The 16,957-nt window shown below is 36.8% G+C and carries 15 protein-coding genes; 4 read left to right on the forward strand and 11 right to left on the reverse strand.

Annotation, left to right across the window (positions count from 1 at the left end; genetic code table 11):
* Positions 1-23: 23 nt before the first annotated feature.
* The gene (gene rnr / locus BXY75_RS02100; protein ID WP_121906040.1) at positions 24-2,261 is read right to left on the reverse strand and encodes a ribonuclease R; all 2,238 of its coding nucleotides are present in this window, start codon (positions 2,259-2,261) and stop codon (positions 24-26) included.
* Between the two features lie 99 nt (positions 2,262-2,360).
* Between rnr and BXY75_RS02105 the strand changes: the two genes are divergently transcribed.
* The 4 genes from BXY75_RS02105 to BXY75_RS02120 all read left to right on the forward strand — a co-directional run bounded on the left by BXY75_RS02105 (position 2,361) and on the right by BXY75_RS02120 (position 5,010).
* Entirely contained in the window at positions 2,361-2,600 is a 240-nt protein-coding gene (locus BXY75_RS02105) for a DUF2007 domain-containing protein (RefSeq protein WP_121906041.1), read from the forward strand.
* Positions 2,601-3,141: 541 nt separating this feature from the next.
* Positions 3,142-3,573 carry a ribose 5-phosphate isomerase B gene (rpiB, locus tag BXY75_RS02110; protein WP_121906042.1) on the forward strand — a complete coding sequence of 144 codons (432 nt, stop codon included), beginning with the start codon at positions 3,142-3,144 and terminating at the stop codon, positions 3,571-3,573.
* A gap of 9 nt (positions 3,574-3,582) precedes the next feature.
* Positions 3,583-4,488, forward strand: a complete 906-nt coding sequence (locus tag BXY75_RS02115) for a cation diffusion facilitator family transporter (RefSeq protein ID WP_121906043.1) — start codon at positions 3,583-3,585, stop codon at positions 4,486-4,488.
* A gap of 81 nt (positions 4,489-4,569) precedes the next feature.
* Positions 4,570-5,010, forward strand: coding sequence for a GNAT family N-acetyltransferase (locus BXY75_RS02120; protein WP_121906044.1), 441 nt, complete (start codon positions 4,570-4,572; stop codon positions 5,008-5,010).
* Here BXY75_RS02120 and BXY75_RS02125 read toward each other — a convergent pair.
* The 10 genes from BXY75_RS02125 to BXY75_RS02170 all read right to left on the reverse strand — a co-directional run bounded on the left by BXY75_RS02125 (position 5,000) and on the right by BXY75_RS02170 (position 16,944).
* Positions 5,000-5,371 (reverse strand): hypothetical protein, encoded by a 372-nt coding sequence (locus tag BXY75_RS02125; protein WP_121906045.1) that lies wholly within the window; start codon positions 5,369-5,371, stop codon positions 5,000-5,002. The two genes, BXY75_RS02120 and BXY75_RS02125, sit on opposite strands and share 11 nt — an antisense overlap.
* 47 nt (positions 5,372-5,418) lie before the next feature.
* Positions 5,419-6,228 carry a sterol desaturase family protein gene (locus BXY75_RS02130; protein WP_245962904.1) on the reverse strand — a complete coding sequence of 270 codons (810 nt, stop codon included), beginning with the start codon at positions 6,226-6,228 and terminating at the stop codon, positions 5,419-5,421.
* A 112-nt stretch (positions 6,229-6,340) separates the two neighbouring features.
* Positions 6,341-7,963, reverse strand: a complete 1,623-nt coding sequence (locus BXY75_RS02135; RefSeq protein WP_121906047.1) for a S41 family peptidase — start codon at positions 7,961-7,963, stop codon at positions 6,341-6,343.
* A gap of 113 nt (positions 7,964-8,076) precedes the next feature.
* Positions 8,077-8,907, reverse strand: coding sequence for a DUF4349 domain-containing protein (locus BXY75_RS02140; RefSeq protein WP_121906048.1), 831 nt, complete (start codon positions 8,905-8,907; stop codon positions 8,077-8,079).
* Complete coding sequence (gene rnpA, locus BXY75_RS02145) at positions 8,894-9,274, reverse strand: ribonuclease P protein component (RefSeq protein WP_245962905.1); 381 nt, start codon at positions 9,272-9,274, stop codon at positions 8,894-8,896. The genes BXY75_RS02140 and rnpA overlap by 14 nt, the downstream gene beginning before the upstream one ends.
* Positions 9,275-9,339: 65 nt before the next feature.
* Positions 9,340-11,175 (reverse strand): M1 family metallopeptidase, encoded by a 1,836-nt coding sequence (locus BXY75_RS02150; protein ID WP_121906050.1) that lies wholly within the window; start codon positions 11,173-11,175, stop codon positions 9,340-9,342.
* Positions 11,175-12,842, reverse strand: a complete 1,668-nt coding sequence (locus BXY75_RS02155) for a S8 family peptidase (protein WP_121906051.1) — start codon at positions 12,840-12,842, stop codon at positions 11,175-11,177. The genes BXY75_RS02150 and BXY75_RS02155 overlap by 1 nt, the downstream gene beginning before the upstream one ends.
* 11 nt (positions 12,843-12,853) lie before the next feature.
* On the reverse strand, positions 12,854-13,747 hold the full coding sequence (locus tag BXY75_RS02160) for an MBL fold metallo-hydrolase (RefSeq protein WP_121906052.1): 894 nt from the start codon (positions 13,745-13,747) through the stop codon (positions 12,854-12,856).
* Between the two features lie 162 nt (positions 13,748-13,909).
* Positions 13,910-16,099, reverse strand: coding sequence for a SulP family inorganic anion transporter (locus BXY75_RS02165; protein ID WP_121906053.1), 2,190 nt, complete (start codon positions 16,097-16,099; stop codon positions 13,910-13,912).
* Complete coding sequence (locus BXY75_RS02170; protein WP_121906054.1) at positions 16,096-16,944, reverse strand: universal stress protein; 849 nt, start codon at positions 16,942-16,944, stop codon at positions 16,096-16,098. The genes BXY75_RS02165 and BXY75_RS02170 overlap by 4 nt, the downstream gene beginning before the upstream one ends.
* Positions 16,945-16,957: the final 13 nt, after the last annotated feature.

The raw sequence follows: 16,957 nt of genomic DNA on the forward strand, positions 1-16,957 counted from the left end.
TTTGAGTACTGGAAATGTTACAGTTAATTCTCGTAATCTTCTTTAGATCCCAGCATAATGAAGTCCAAATGTTTCTTTACCAGATCTGCATTTTTCACCTTCACATACACTTCATCACCCAGAACATATGTATTATTTGTTCGTTGACCCACTACAGCATACTGTTCCTGGTCGAAGGTATAATGATCGTCTCTTAAATCCTGTAAACGAACCATTCCTTCGCATTTATTAGAAACGATTTCTATATAAATTCCCCAATCAGTTACACCCGAAATTACTCCTAAAAAGTCCTGATCCTTGTGATCCTGCATATACTTAACCTGCATGTATTTTACACTGTCTCTTTCGGCATTAGCTGCGAGGTTTTCCATTTCACTGGAATGCCCACATTTTTCCTCATAATCATCCTGTTTGGCAGATTTTTTACCGTCTAAATATCGTTGTAATAATCGATGTACCATTACATCCGGATATCTTCTAATTGGTGAAGTAAAGTGAGTATAATAATCGAAAGAAAGTCCGTAATGCCCAATATTATTAGTAGTATACACAGCCTTACTCATACTTCGTATTGCCAAAGTATCGATTAAATTTTGTTCTTTTTTACCTTGTACATCACTCAATAATTTATTCAAAGATTGAGAAGTAGATTTTCTATCTCGCGTATCCAATTTATACCCAAAACGTTTGATTATATTCTCCAAAGCTGCAATTTTCTGATCATCCGGTTCGTCATGAACTCTATAAACAAAGGTCTTTTTCTCTCCTCCTTTATCGTGTTTTCCGATAAATTCGGCAACCGATCGATTTGCTAAAAGCATAAATTCTTCAATTAGCTTATTAGCATCTTTACTTTCTTTGAAATACACGCCGGCTGGATTACTATTTTCATCCAACTTAAATTTTACTTCCACTTTATCGAAAGAAATAGCACCATCCCGCATCCTATCTTTCCGAAGAATCTTAGCAAGGCGATCCATTTCTAAAATAGCCTCTGCAATTGGTTTATCTACCGCGTATTCTTTGTCGATAATCGAAATATCTGCAGGTATTTTTAATTGTAGATTATTATTATTTTGGTTTGAAGAATCATTTGTTTCAATAATATGTTGTGCTTCCTCATACGCAAATCTCGCATCACTGTAGGTAACCGTTCTTCCATACCATTTTTTAACAACTTCTGCCTTTTTATTCATTTCGAAAACTGCAGAAAAAGTGTATTTTTCTTCATTAGGACGCAACGAACAAGCGCCATTTGATAATACTTCAGGCAACATTGGAACTACTCTATCTACTAAGTAAACTGAAGTTGCTCTTTCGTAAGCTTCATCGTCCAGAATTGTTCCTGTTTGTAAATAATGCGATACATCTGCAATGTGAATTCCGATTTCATAATTACCATTCTCCATTGTTTCAAACGATAAAGCATCATCGAAATCCTTAGCATCTTTTGGATCAATCGTAAACGTCAGCGTTTTTCGCATATCCCGACGTTTTTTAATTTCTTCGGAATTGATTTTCGTATCTATCTTATTTGCGAATTCTTCAACTTCAGCTGGAAACTCATAAGGTAAACCATACTGTGCTAAGATTGAATGAATCTCTGTATTATGCTCTCCCGGCATTCCAAGAACTTTCAGAACAGATCCAAAAGGAGAATCGGCTTTTTCGGGCCAATCTTCCATAAGAACCAACACTTTTTCACCATTTTTAGCGCCATTGATTTTATTCTTTGGAACAAAAATATCGGTGTGCATTTTATGATCGGTAATATCCACAAAAGCGAAATTTTCCTGAACTTGAATAGTTCCTACAAATTCAGTTTTCTTACGTTCGATTATTTTAGTAATCTCACCTTCAGATTTACCTCCCTTTTTTCGTTTGAAAACGTAGACTTCAACAATATCACCGTTTAAGGCTTTATTTAGATTTTTATTGCTAACAAAAATATCGTCTTCCAGATCTTCAACAATAATATAACCTTGACCACGTCCTGCAATATCAACCCTTCCGGTATAATAATTTTTGGAAGGTGTAAGTATATATTTTCCCCTTTCAATTTCTTGAATGGTTCCTTTTCCTTGAAAATCTTTGAGTTTTTTAATGATTTGATTGCGGCTACTTGCATCGTCTACTCCTAATTTTGCTGCAATCTGTTTGTAATTGTATGGCTGAGAATGGTCCTTCCGAAGAATCGCTAATATGCTTTGTGAAAGGTTTCCTATTTTCTGTTTCTTAGCCGTTTTTTTATTTTTTGGCATTGTTTTAATTTAATTCCGGTAAAAGTACGCTTTCTAAATCAATAGAATAGCGATATTAATAAAGATTTAGTACCTTGTTAATGCCTCAGTAATGATAGTATGGAAGACTTTGAAACCATTGCAATATTTACTTTTCCCAGCGAATACGTAGTACTTAAATTACTTTTCGACCAGCACGAAATTCGGTATGTTTTTTTACACGAAACTATGATAGGTGTACTACCTTTTCACTCAAACGCTTTTGGCGGAATTAGATTACAGGTGCATAAAAACGATATAGAAGAAGCTAAACAAATTATGAGTGATCTCAATAATCCTTCAGAAATGAGAATTGTTTAAATCTTAGTTATCAACATCTATTACATATACATCTTTCTTTTTTTAAAAATTAAAATATAAAATGGTGATGATGATAGGGTGTTAATATGTAGTATAACTTTTTCTATGTTTCCTTTGAATGAAAGTTTTCGCTAGTTACAGATAGCTTATCAACAAGTTGTGAGTTGTATTTTCTTCTGAAAAATAAGTGTTTAGCATATTTAATGAACAACTGTTTATAACCTTGTTGAACAACTCATTTTTAATAAGATTTTTCATTAAACTTGTTTGAAAATTACAATTTAGACCTCATAAGTTGAACATAACTGAAGCAGTTAAAAATTGTATTATCTACTTATTAATTGGTATTGTAAATAAAAGGGAACTTAGCAACTTTAGTTTTAATAATCGCAACCTTATATATCAACAGCCTTGTTAACTAAATTGAGAGCTAAAGGTTAAGAACTAGTGAACGCTATGAAATTGAAATAATTTACTGTGCCAATCCCTTCTAATTGGGTACTTATTAGAACTAAAGAGTATATTTGTAAAAACTTTCAAGATGAAAATAGCAATTGGTAATGATCACGCTGGAACCGAGTATAAAAATACAATTTCAGATTTTCTTAAAAAGGAAGGTCATGAGGTTGTAAATTATGGAACCAATACTAACGATAGTGTAGATTATCCAGATTTTGTGCATCCGGTTGCCCAGGATGTTGAAAATGCAAAGGTAGATTTCGGAATTATTATCTGCGGAAGTGGAAATGGAGCGAATATGACTGCTAATAAACATCAAAAAGTTCGTTCAGCGCTTTGTTGGACTAAAGAAATTACAGCCTTAGCCAGAGAACATAATGATGCGAATATTTTAAGTATTCCAGCACGTTTTACAAGTGAACACCAAGCTGTGGAAATGGTTCAAACATTTTTAGACACTCCTTTTGCCGGTGGCCGTCATAAACTTCGTGTTGAAAAAATAGCCTGTTCATAACTATAATGTATGGCGCATTCTCATGATCATGCATCAACCGATTTAAAAGGTAGAAAACTTCTTGTTTCTATATTTTTAAATATTCTTATTACAGTGGCGCAAGCTGTTGGAGGTATCATTTCCGGTAGTTTGTCTTTACTATCCGATGCGCTTCATAACTTTAGTGATGTCCTTTCACTGATAGTGAGTTATGTAGCCGATCGCTACTCAAAAAAGGATGCTTCGACATCAAAGACATTTGGTTATAAGCGGGCTGAGATTATGGCGGCATTTATAAATGCTGCATCCTTAGTTATTGTTGCAATATATCTTATTTATGAGGCAGTGCTTCGGTTTCTTGATCCGCAAGAAATTGAAAGCGGGATTGTTATCTGGTTAGCATTATTAGGCATTATTGTGAACGGATTAAGTGTTTTATTGCTTCGGAAAGACTCTAAAGACAATATGAATATGCGTTCAGCATATCTGCATCTTTTTACTGATATGGCTGCATCTGTGGCTGTTTTAGTGGGCGGTTTGCTTATGAAATACTATGGTTGGTTTTGGGTAGATAGTGTTCTTACAGTTCTAATTGCCGCCTATCTATTAATTATGGGTTACGATTTATTAAAAAGCTCATATCGGGTACTAATGCTTTTTACACCTAAAGAAGTTGATCCTGAAAAAATAAATACAGCACTTTCAGTAATCCCGGAAATTAGTAATCTCCATCATATGCATATCTGGCAGCTCAATGAAAGTGAAACTCACCTTGAAGCTCATGTCGAATTTAAAAAAGATATCACTATTTCTGAATTTGATGGCATTTCAGAAGAAATAGAGGAGATTTTATTTCATAAATTTGGCATAAATCACGTGACAATTCAGCCGGAATACAACAAAGATGATCCCAAGGATATTATTGTACAGGATTAAGCTTTAAATCTAAGTCCTAAAGCAAGTCAATAACCACCTAGGATTTAGCTTAAACTAAAAATATATTTAAGACGGTTTAAAATGGATATAAGTATACAAGAGTTCGATGCGCTAGATATTTATGAGCTGTATGACCTGCTACGACTTCGTTCTGAAGTCTTCGTTGTTGAACAGGACTGTGTGTACCAAGATCTCGATGATAAAGACAGTAAAGCCTTACACATTATAGGTAAAAAAGAAGGTAGGGTTGTTGCTTATACCAGATGTTTTAAACCCGGAATCTATTTTGAAGAAGCGTCAATTGGTAGAGTGGTTGTAGATGAAAAAGAGAGAAAATACGGATACGGACATGATATTATGAAAGCCTCCATAAAAGCCATAAATGACCTATATAGAGTTAAAAAAATTAAACTTTCAGCTCAGACATATCTTATAAAATTCTACGAATCTCACGGATTTCAAACTACTGGCGAGGGATATTTAGAGGACGGTATCCCCCATATTGCAATGGTTACAGCTTGATGAGTTTTTTCTGAAGGTTTAAATCTTCGAGCATTTCCTGAGTGAATTTATAATGTCCTTTCCGCGTAATTATTTTGAAACGCTGATTTCGCATCCGTGAAATAACGTCTAAGAACCTCCATTTTGATTTTAGTAAAATGGGCTTTTTAGACTTCAAACTAATTTCAAAGTAATGCTTAATTCCTGCGCGTTCTGCGACTATATCCGGTGTGATAGTTTCATCACTACCTTTTTTGTGATAGGATTTTGGAGTTTCGAATCCTTCAAAATCGGCTTTAATGTTTTCGAAACCGTGATTTTCTAAATATGTAATTGAATCTTGGAGAATTTCTTCATTCTCAGCTTTATCTACTTGTACCATAACCTACATGATACGAAAAATAAGGTGGAATCACTGTTAACGCGCTGTTAACTCTTTTTTGAACGTACCTCTCGATTAAAAGGAATTCCTAATTGTACTCCAATATTTTCGTCATCAGTAAGATCTGAAATATCAAGTCCGTATTGTATTTGAGAAGTATCGCTATAAACAAAAGTACCAAACATCCTATCCCAAATAGAAAGCATGTTTCCATAATTAGAATCGGTCCATGGAAGTTGGTAGTGATGGTGAAATTTATGCATATCAGGTGTGACAATTACATAGCTAAGCCCTTTGTCCATCCAAATTGGCAAGGAAATATTGGCGTGAGTAAAGTAGGTGAAAATTACAGACAGTATGCGATAAAAGAAATAGAATGCAATTGGCATTCCGGTTATTATTACCGCAACCAAAGCAAAACTCTCACGGATAATAAAATCGAATGGATGATGCCTCGTTCCCGTGGTAGCATCCACATTTTTATCGCTATGATGAACAATATGAAGTCGCCACATCCATTTTACCTTATGCAGTAAATAATGAACACCATATTGAGCAATAAGATCTAAAATCATGATGGATACCAGTAATTTTATCCAAACAGGCGCTTCAAAAAGGTGTAAAAGACCAAATTTACTTTCGTCCAACCAAATAAAGATGCCCACGGTAGTTATTCCGAAGAGGGCATTGATAATCATTACAAATAGAAGTAAAACAAGGTTTGTTCTTGCATGTCGCCATTTTTTGTAGGGAAGCTTCACTAAGCTGTAATAACCTTCTAATAGCCAGAAAAACGCCAGACAAAAAAACACCCATCCGGCTTTCATCCAAATGGGCATGGTTTCAAAAAAGTTCAAAAAAGACTCCAAATTAGCTTTTCATTTTGTTTACTGATATAAATATAAAGCATGTCAGTTCGAGTGAATTGGAAAGAGCGTTACGAATTTCCAATAAGTATCGAGGACCAGCTTACTTCAATATTTTCTGATATCGTTTTTCGTTGTTCAAAACCGAAACAGCCTCCAAAATTTCAGGATTATGTACGATTTGATAATTATATAAACCCTCACGGTAGAAATAACGCTTCAGAATCTCATCTGAAAGTAAGGACATAATCTCTGCTTTTTTAGCAACAACAGCCTTGTCCTTGGCCAAATCAACAGCAGCCATTAATTGGTTATAACTCGCAGCAATTTCAGTGTTTAGATCATCATCTTCCGCGCGACGAAGCGCTTCTGCAAATTCTTTCTCGGTTTCCGTCTCATATTCGAAGCTATTGTTCTTCAGAAAACGTATAAATTTCTGAAATTCGGCTTCATCAAATTTAAAATTGTTCCAGTCGCTTAGTTCATGACCATAATAATATTCCGTGGCATAATCGAAAATAGCATTGTCTTTTAGCAAAGCCGTGGTCACCGGACTAAAAACAGCCGTTTCCAATTCAATATCAGGTAAAATTCCACCGCCGTCAAAAACGGTTCTACCCCCTTTAGTTTTGAACGAATTGTATTCTTTGGCATCCTTACGAACCGGATCACCATTTTCATCGCGATTCCAGTAATCTAAAGCCTGAATACATCTTCCACTAGGCGTATAATATCGAGAAATTGTAACCTTTAATTGAGTACCATAGGTTAGTTTTTTGGGACGTTGTACCAAGCCTTTTCCAAAACTTCTGGCACCCACAACTACAGCACGGTCCAAGTCTTGTAAGCCTCCTGAAACAATCTCACTGGCGGACGCACTTCGACCATTTACAAGAACAACCAGAGGAATTTCAGTATCTATAGGCTCGTTGCGGGTTTTATAGGTCTTGTTGTATTTTTCAATTACCGATTTCGTGGTCGTAATAACTTCGCCTTTGGGCACAAAAAGATTAACCACATCAATAGCTTCGTTTAAAAGTCCGCCGGGATTTCCTCTAAGATCTAAAATGATCTTCTTCGCTCCTTGAGTCTTTAATTCCTGAAGAGCCGCCTTGGTTTCGGAAGTAGTTTTACGGTTGAATTTTGTAAGAACGATATACCCAATATCATTGTTAATAAGCTTAAAAAACGGAACCGCGTGAACATCGATAGCCTCCCTTGTAAGTGTTGTAACATTTGTTTTTCCTTGTCTTAGGTATGTAAGTTCTACTTTAGAGCCCGGAGCACCTTTTAGTAATTCTCCCGCATCATCTTCAAAATCTGATACGTTCACAGCGCCAATTTTAATAATTTCATCACCAGCCTTTAATCCTGCTTTATCTGCCGGATAATCTTTAAAAGGCTCCATGATAATGATCTTTTTATCTATCGTTCTGGCCGTCGCACCTATCCCGGTATACACCCCTGAATTGTTGATTCGTGCATCTTCCACTTGCTGCTCATTCCAATATACGGTATACGGATCGAGATCGTCCAGCATTCCTTTTATCGCTTTATCCATAAGGGTTGCAGGCGTTACCTCATCCACATAATTCATGTTTAATTCCTTATATAGGGTAGTAAAAATTTCAATCTGTTTGGCAATTTCAAAGAAATCACTTTTAAAACTCACAGTTGTCAAAAGGATTCCTAAGGCGAGAATGGGTAGTAATATTTTCTTTTTCATAATGAGGTTTTTTAGCACCGATTTTAAAATAGGTGTTGATTTTTTTCCTTCGGAAGGAAACGAAACTGAATTACAATTTTTTTCTTGTGTACTTCGGAAGCGATTGAAACTGACTACTTTTTATTGCGTTTCAAGATTTTCCGAAGCACAAAAACAACTATCAATGCAACGACAAAAAGTGGCCAAAGGTATAAAACACCCAATAAAAATACTGAAACACCATCCCATCCACCTTTAAGGGAATTGATCATTTTCTGACCATAGGATTGTGTAATTCCCGTTTCTGCAGTCAATTTATAAAATTCTAAGCTAATAGTACTCATGGAAACCCGGTTTTCGAGAAATTGCAAACGTCCTTGTTTGGCTTCGATCTCTTCCCGAATAGTAGAAAGCTCCCTTTCTATCTCCAGCATTTCCTTTACATTTTTAGCTTGTTTCAACAATTCAAGATAGCGGTTTTCGAGCTCACGCTTTGCTTTTAAACGAGCCTGTAGATCTACAAATTCTTCGGAAACATCCTGACGATTAATCTCCTTTTGATCGAAATACGAAACGCCTTCAGAAATACCATCAATAAAAATTTGAAAACTCTCTGTAGGTACTCTTATCACCATATTCCGATACAATCTGTTATAGCTTTTCCCCGAATTATCACTTTGAATAAACCCTTTATACTGGCCCGCAACTTTTAAAATATTTGTTTGAGTTGCCTCCACATCTTTAGTTTCGAACACTAAGCGGGCGGTTTTAATGATTTTTTGTTCTTGAGGTGTTGGAACCAGACCTTGAGTAAAAGCGTCGTCTGAAGCTTCTATCATAGATACTTCCGATTCCGACATCTCTTTATGTGAAATTTCGTTTGTTTCTCCCAGAGGGCCGGGAGTGCTTGAGTTGTCGTTGCACGACAAAAGAATTACGAATAATAAAACACTAACTATTTTCATCCTCTAATTTTTTAAGCAAGGCTATCATGGATTTTTCCAATTGAGCATATTGCGGTTTATCTTTACCTACGAATAGAATGAGCAATGCAAAATTCTTGCCGCTATTTAACAAGTAATGAGGTTTTTGGAGACGGTAGACTTCGCGAAGTTGTCTTTTTATACGATTTCTAGTTACTGCGAATTTAAAATTACGCTTTGGTACCGCAAACGCAGCTCTTGTTTTTTGAGTGTTTTCGAGAGGAATAAAAATAAACTTAATAGGAAATTTTGAAAAAGACTTCCCCTCATCGAAAATTTGTGCGATGGTTTTTGAACTTTTTAGTTTTTCGGACGGAGGGAGACGAAAATTCATTGGGTAAAGGTACAATTTTAGGATAATAAAAAACCCCGTAATCTATGGAGAACGGGGTTTTTCAGAATTTAAAAAAAGAATTATTGCTCTTCGTAAATGTTATTTTCAGGATTGATATCTGCCATTCTAAGACTCGCGTCAATCATCATATTTCTTACTTTTTTACCATTGTTGATCTCGAAAACATATTCGGGATACGACCAGGCCCAATCACTTAAGACAACCCGTGTAAGATTAGGAAATGGATTCGGTTTTTCGGCACGTGCCATTTGTAACGGAATGTAAAAAGACTCCTGAGAGCCGTCTTCATACGTTACATAAAGATCGATAGGCATTGGCATTAGGCCATTTCTCCCTAGAGTTACCGTTGTTTTGTTGCCATCATTTACCACACTTTTTATTTCATAATCAATAGTGTTAGTAGTTTGAGTCCAGTCTGTTAAATACCAACCCAATTCGAATCCTGAAACTTTTTCAGCAACTCGAATGAAGTCATTCGGCGTTGGGTGCTTAAATGCGAAATCTTTAAAATAACGTTTAATTGTTTTCTTTAAGTTCTCATTTCCTATTACATATCCCAATTGTGCCAAAAACACAGATCCTTTTGAATAGGCGGTGATTCCATATGCACGATTACTGGCATAGCGATCCGCCTGTGTCGATTGTGGTTGTTCTTTACCACTCGTGGCCAGATATAAATAACCTCTGTAAGAACCTGCATGAGGGTTAGGATTTTCCTCCTTCATAATCACGTTCATGGCTTCATCAGAAATATAGGAAGTGAAACCTTCGTCCATCCATTCGTGTTTAAGTTCGTTGGTAGCCAATAAGAATTGAAACCAAGAGTGAGCCATTTCATGTGCAGTTACACCAACCAAACTTTCAAACTTTCGGTTTCCGGTGATTAAAGTACACATCCCATACTCCATTCCACCATCACCTCCTTGAATTACAGAGTACTGTTTGTATGGATAAGGACCAATGTTTTCATTGAAAAACACCATCATTTCGGCAGTTTTCGCTTGCAAATTTTTCCAATTCTCTTTTATCTCAGGATTGTCCTTATAGAAAAAATGAAGTTCAACATCATTCGGACCAGTAATCATATCATGAATATACTCGTTATCGGCAGCCCATGTAAAGTCATGTACATTGGGAGCTACAAAATGCCAGGTATATTTGCCTTTTTTAGGCTTCATGGTCTTTTGTCCTGGTAATGAATAACCGTGTCCAACGGCTGCAGGATTTTGTAAATATCCGGTACCTCCAATAGTATAGTTTTCATCAATTGTAATGGTCACATCAAAGTCACCCCAAACACCGTGAAATTCACGTCCGATGTAGGGATCGGCATGCCATCCTTCGAAATCGTATTCGGCCAATTTAGGGTACCATTGTGCCATAGACAAAGCAACTCCTTCGGCATTATCGCGACCACTTCTTCGTATCTGAAGTGGAACTTGTGCATCCCATTCCATTTTGAAAGTAGTACTTGCTCCGGGTAAAATAGATTTGTTCAAACTTACTTCAAGTACAGTTCCAACTACTTCATAATCTAAAGCAACTCCATCTTGAGTTAAAGAAAGTGGTTTGATAAAGCCAATTTCCGAAGGCATTAACTTCGCAATACGATCTGCTACTCGACCATCAGGATCTTCGATGGTTCGCGAACGAACATCCATCTCACTTCCCGGTTGAAAAGCATTAAAATACAAGTGATAAAAAACCCTGTTTAAAGTATCGGGTGAATTATTCGTGTACACTAATTCCTGTTTTCCTTTATACTGATGGGTTTTCACATCCATATCGATTTCCATCTTGTAATCGACTTTTTGTTGCCAGTAAGAGAAATTATTTTGTGCAACAGCCGGAGCCATTAGCACTATTGTTAATATACTGCTTAAAAGTAATTTCATTATTTAGACATTTTATCAGCCATAATCAAGGCGTTGTAAAGATTTACCATTTTTCCAGACTTCGAAATATTCGAAAAGTTGTCCTGGTTTGAAGGGTCACCACCAAGAATAACAGGTGAGTTTGATGATAATCCGCTATTCATTAAGATCTGCTTCACTTGTTTTGCTGAAAGGTTTGGGTATTGAGACCTTACAACTGCGGCAACACCAGCTACTGCTGGAGAAGCCATAGAAGTTCCCTGTAAGTATTCGTAAGTATTTAAAGGAGTTGAAGACCAGATTTTTACACCTGGAGCAAAAGCGTCTACATTCGATTTTCCAAAGTTAGAAAAGGTCGCTACCAATTCACTTCCGTATTTATAATTGAGAGCTCCAATTGTGATAAAAGTATCACCCATTTCAGCTCCGGTACCTTCTTGATCGTTCGGATAAACTTGTTTAGCATCTAAATTGATTCCTTCATTTCCAGCAGCGTTAACAATTAACACATCCTTTGAAGAAGCATATTTTATAGCATCCCAAACCCATTCAGGATGAGGAGAATAATATTTTCCGAAGCTGGTATTAATCACTTTTGCGCCATTATCTACTGCATATCGAATTGCGAGTGCGATGTCCTTATCGTACTCATCACCGTCAGGAACAGCACGAACTACCATGATTTCAACATTGTTTGCTACACCGTCCATTCCAATACCGTTGTTACGTTGTGCAGCGATAATTCCTGCTACGTGAGTTCCATGTTTAGCATCTTCTTTTTTAGGATCTGGTCCGTCAACATCGTTGTTACCGTAATATTTGTCATTTATATCTTCTGGATTATCTCCCAATACACTTCTAAAATTAGATGTCATACTAAAGTGAGAATCAAGTCTTCCACCAAAATATTCAATCCCTCCTTCAAGTTGTTCAATTACTTCCGGAACACTGCCACCAAAGCTCAGCATTTGCGTTAAGCTTGCGATTTGCTGTTGTTCCTCTTCCGAAGCATTTGTAATAGCATTTAAGTCTTTTGTAGTATAATCTGCTTTCCCTAATTTTTTAGTAATAGCGGCATGAGCCGGCTTTACCTGCGAAAGTATCTGTTCGTAACGCGCTTGATTAGCCATTGCCTCCTGAGCGTCTTTTTCGTATTCGGCCATTGCTTGTTGGTACATCGCGAATTCGGCTCTATCTGAAGCTCCAATAGAACTGTCAGTTTTTCCTTCATATTTTGGCTTAAGTTTCTTTATGATACGAACATACTCCATATTCTCGGCTACAATATCACCAAGAAAATTCCAGCCATGAATATCGTCTACGTATCCATTTTTATCATCATCTATACCATTTCCGGCTATCTCCTTTGGATTAGTCCAGATTATATTTTTAAGGTCTTCATGTTCGATATCAATACCACTATCAATTACTGCAACAATTACTTTCTGTCCCGTTCTTTTACTTAAGATTTCGTTATACGCCCTGTCAACACTCATTCCTGGAATAGTGTCTCGTAAAAGGTCGAATGCGCCCCATTTTTTGGTTTGAGATTCCGTTAAAGGAGCCACTTTCAATGGAAGCGTGTCTATATTAGCAATAGGAGTTGAAATAATGGGAGCTACACCTCCACCACAACTGGTAATAATTGCAGCAGCGGCTACAAGCAATGCAGATTTGAAAATTTTCATAAGATTCTTAATTAATTAAAAAGTTCGCTAAAAGTAAATGATTCATTCAGTCTTACACCTTTTTCAGTGTGTTTAACTGTAATTATTTGATTATGAGCATCATGCTCTAGAAATAAATAGTAATTATTGTCGGCAGCCTTATTCAGAAAAATCTCCTTTTCGGGCATGGTTAATAAAGGTCTGGTATCGTATCCCATCACAAAAGGAAGGGGTAAATGTCCGGCGGTAGGTAATAGATCTGCCATAAAAGCAACAGTTTTACCTTTATAATTGATTTGGGGTATCATTTGCTTTTCGGTATGTCCGTTTGCAAAGAAAATACTGAAATCCATTTCTTTTGCTTCGGAAAAATTCGCATCTCCATTGTTTTTTTCCGAAGAAAGAAAACTATGTGCATCGCCTACAAAACGCAGTTGACCACTCTCTTGCATAGGAAGAATGTTCTCTTTCAGAAAAGAAGCCTGCTCACGACGATTCGGCTTGGTTGCCCATTCCCAATGACGTTCATTACTCCAATAAGTAGCATTTTTAAAAGCTGGTTCGTAGCCGGTTCTATCTTTATTCCATTGTACGCTTCCACCACAATGATCAAAATGAAGGTGCGTCATAAAAACATCGGTTATATCATCTCGATGAAAACCATGTTTTTTTAAAGAGTCATCGATATTGAAATCACCCCATTGGAAATAATAACCAAAGAATTTATCACTTTGCTTATTTCCCATACCGGTGTCGATAAGAGTTAGGCGATCGCCGTTTTCAATTAGTAAACAGCGGGCTGCAATATCGATCATATTATTGCTATCTGCAGGATTGGTTCTGGACCAAAGGGACTTCGGAACAACACCAAACATGGCGCCTCCATCTAATTTAAAATTCCCCGCTTCAATTGGATATAACTTCATCTTCAATATTAGAAGTCGCAAAATACTAAAACTGTTGTAAATGAGGTAGGACGTTAAGGGTTTATTAAGAAAAAAGAACGTCCCAACGCCCTATAAAAACGCAATAATGAAATATTTTCTTTCCGAAGAGAACAAAAACAATCGAGAAAATTTGAAAACTAGTTAAGGAATTACTTCTCGCAGTCTTCTGCCAAAATCATATAAAGCTTTGATTTCTTTCACACCCGCGACACGTTCTTTACCAAAAACAAGCAGTGAAGCTCCATTCGATTCTACGTGATAATAGGGATTGCTTTCAAAAAATTGAACGATTTTATCACTAAAAAACATCTGAATTTCGGTGCGATTTTCACCTAGCAGATAAAAGCGCTTTGAGAAGTCACTATGATTGTGAATAGGAATATCTGCAAATCCGGCCAATGCATAAACCCGCTCCAAAAACCCCTCCCTGTCAAGTGTAAACTGTGGAATTTCATGATTCAATTTTATATGAAGCATAGTAGTTTTTACATTTTCCTTGGCTATAAATTCTCCTTCTGAATAATTGATATCAAAAATACGAAATGTGTTTTCTGTATTAAACAAACGGTTGTAAACGTTTTCAACTTTTTTAGTTCTAAAAAAATGAAAATTATCTAAAAAATGTGAATTCTGTGTCTTTTCTGATTCGTAATTAAGATTGAAATTGTCTGCTATTTCCTGAAGTGTTTTTTGCCTTTTCGTTAAATTACTCGTCAGGAATCCCAAGTCCGGGATCATTCTTCGCTGTGCAAAAGGATGGTTTGAATCTGCTCCATGAAGATCCAGACCAATCAATTCGAAATGACCGCCTCTTTTTAAGAACAGATCTTGATATCCATGAAGGTTTTCCATTACCGTGTGATCCACAAATTCGCAAATTGAAAAATCGACCACCACATCGGCACTTTCTGGAATGGCATTGAGCTTTTCTTTTAGTTTATAATAATTAAGAAAGCTGCAAAAATGTTTTACACTTAGATAGTAATTACCATTTTCCTCCCGGTACATAAGGACATTTGGTTTTAAGACATTTCTAAAAAACATCTGAAAACTTCTGTTCACGAGAATATGGAGGATAAATGTAACTAATACTCCGGCTGCTATACCTGTGATTAAATCCACAAATAGAGTGACAAATAGCGTTACGAAGAATATTATTAGCTGTTCTTTTCCCACAGAAAATATCTTCCGAATCAACTTTGGAGACGCTAATTTGTATCCAGTATATACTAAAATCGCCATTAACGCAGGTAATGGAATCCGCGTTAATTGGGTTGAAAACAACGCTATGAAAAGTATAAGAAACAGGGCATGTGCCATGTTCGAAGATCGGTTAGTACCTCCGTTATTAGCGTTCACCGAACTTCGGGCAATTACGGTGACTACATTAAGACCTCCTAAAAAACCACTCCCTATGGTTGCCAGTCCTAGGGCCTTGAGATCACGATTTACGTTGGACCTCCTTTTAAGCGGATCGAGTTTATCCACCGCTTTTATGCTTAATAAAGACTCTATACTCGCAATTAAGGTTAAAGCGAAAACACTGGCCCAAAAGGGGATGGTTGCAAAAAGTCCAAATTGCGGTGTTGGCAAATCTGATATAATTTCATTGGCCGAAGGAATTCCCGAAAGCATGTATATAGGAGATATGGGATTGGGTTGTTGTAAAATATATTCGTAGTAATAACTAAATCCGATAGTAATAATAACGATCCACATTGGAGCAGGAATCAGCTGCAGGTATTTATTGCGAATACGGGCATAAAATATCATGATAAGCAAGGAAATCACTCCTACGATAGCGGCATAAATAAGACCTTTATCCTGAAAGTGGATTACCGTTAGTAAGGTTTCAGGAATAGCAATTAAATAATCAATACTCGCTTCCAAAGACAACTTATTTGCAAGCATAATATGAAACTGTTTCCCTAAAATTATTAATCCAATTGCAGCCAACATCCCTTGAATGGCAGAGGAAGGGAAGAAATCTGCTAACTTTCCCATTCGTAAAAAGCCTAATAAGATCATCACTACACCCGAGCAAATAATCGCGGCATAAGCGCCTTCTAAACCAAGTGTGGTTACGGCAACAAGCACAACACCAACCATTCCGTTCCCGGGACCGGTAATTGTAATATGACTGCCTCCTAGTATCGATACGACCAACCCTCCAACCACAGCAGTGATAATCCCGGCGATAGGTGGTGCTTCACTAGCCATCGCTAATCCCAAACCAAGTGGGAGCGCGATAAGGCTTACTACAAACCCCGAGAATATATTTTTTGGGAGTGTACTTAGAAAAACTTTTATGGAGCTTTGTTTTTTACTCATTGAATAATTAACACATCTGTAGGTAATTCTGTGAGAATATGCTCAATGTCATGTGGAAAAAACCGATCCCAAAAGCCTATTTTTCCGGGGGCGTTCATCACAAGTAGATCTGCACGAACTACTTTAGCATAGTGCCCGATAGAATATCCCCTTTTTCCAAATATAGGCTGGGTTTTTATGTACATGTTTTTTTTATGCTCCTCAGGAATTGTTTCAAGGATCTCTTTTATTCGATAATCTTCTCGTCTGCGAAGTTTTTCTTTCATTAGCGTGGCTCTTCTCAAAGATTTGTCATCGTCAACCTTCACCGCAATTTCTTCTTGTGATATTTCTTCAACGATGGTAAGCTGCTCACTTTGTAGAGCGTGCCCCATATAAAATGCCGCGGCGATTGCATCTTGGGTTCTTTCGTCTTTTAAGCCGTTAACGACTATGTGTTTGCAAGGTATGCGCTCAATCGAAGGATTAATGTGCAATAACACAGAACAAAGCGCCTTACGAGTAATTTTACGTGCTATTGAACCGACATAATATTTTAGAAAATTTTCTCTCTGAAGCGCTCCAAGGATAAGCAAATCTACCTTTTTCTCAATTACACAAGCTAAAATGATTTCAACGGGATCGCCAGCTCTAAAAAGTAATTCGGTGGATATTCCTTCTTTAATAAAGGGTTCCAGAATTTCGTTTATCTTGCTTTTTTTCTCTTCGGAAGGCTCTCCAACGTGGATCAACACCAATTTTGAATTAAAAAAACCACTCAGACGTGCCGCCTCGTAAAGGTTAGCCTTCAAGTTGGGTGAAAAAGCTACTCCTATTGCAATGGTTTGAAAGGGGTTGGAGTTCAAGTGAGTTTTTTTG

It is taken from the genome of Ulvibacter antarcticus (assembly GCF_003688405.1).
GTDB classification, from domain to species: domain Bacteria; phylum Bacteroidota; class Bacteroidia; order Flavobacteriales; family Flavobacteriaceae; genus Ulvibacter; species Ulvibacter antarcticus.

Coding starts and splice junctions, on each gene's coding strand:
- rnr (WP_121906040.1), bottom strand. CDS start 2,261: ATGCCAAAAAATAAAAAAACGGCTAAGAAACAGAAAATAGGAAACCTT.
- BXY75_RS02105 (WP_121906041.1), top strand. CDS start 2,361: ATGGAAGACTTTGAAACCATTGCAATATTTACTTTTCCCAGCGAATAC.
- rpiB (WP_121906042.1), top strand. CDS start 3,142: ATGAAAATAGCAATTGGTAATGATCACGCTGGAACCGAGTATAAAAAT.
- BXY75_RS02115 (WP_121906043.1), top strand. CDS start 3,583: ATGGCGCATTCTCATGATCATGCATCAACCGATTTAAAAGGTAGAAAA.
- BXY75_RS02120 (WP_121906044.1), top strand. CDS start 4,570: ATGGATATAAGTATACAAGAGTTCGATGCGCTAGATATTTATGAGCTG.
- BXY75_RS02125 (WP_121906045.1), bottom strand. CDS start 5,371: ATGGTACAAGTAGATAAAGCTGAGAATGAAGAAATTCTCCAAGATTCA.
- BXY75_RS02135 (WP_121906047.1), bottom strand. CDS start 7,963: ATGAAAAAGAAAATATTACTACCCATTCTCGCCTTAGGAATCCTTTTG.
- BXY75_RS02140 (WP_121906048.1), bottom strand. CDS start 8,907: ATGAAAATAGTTAGTGTTTTATTATTCGTAATTCTTTTGTCGTGCAAC.
- BXY75_RS02150 (WP_121906050.1), bottom strand. CDS start 11,175: ATGAAATTACTTTTAAGCAGTATATTAACAATAGTGCTAATGGCTCCG.
- BXY75_RS02155 (WP_121906051.1), bottom strand. CDS start 12,842: ATGAAAATTTTCAAATCTGCATTGCTTGTAGCCGCTGCTGCAATTATT.
- BXY75_RS02160 (WP_121906052.1), bottom strand. CDS start 13,747: ATGAAGTTATATCCAATTGAAGCGGGGAATTTTAAATTAGATGGAGGC.
- BXY75_RS02165 (WP_121906053.1), bottom strand. CDS start 16,099: ATGAGTAAAAAACAAAGCTCCATAAAAGTTTTTCTAAGTACACTCCCA.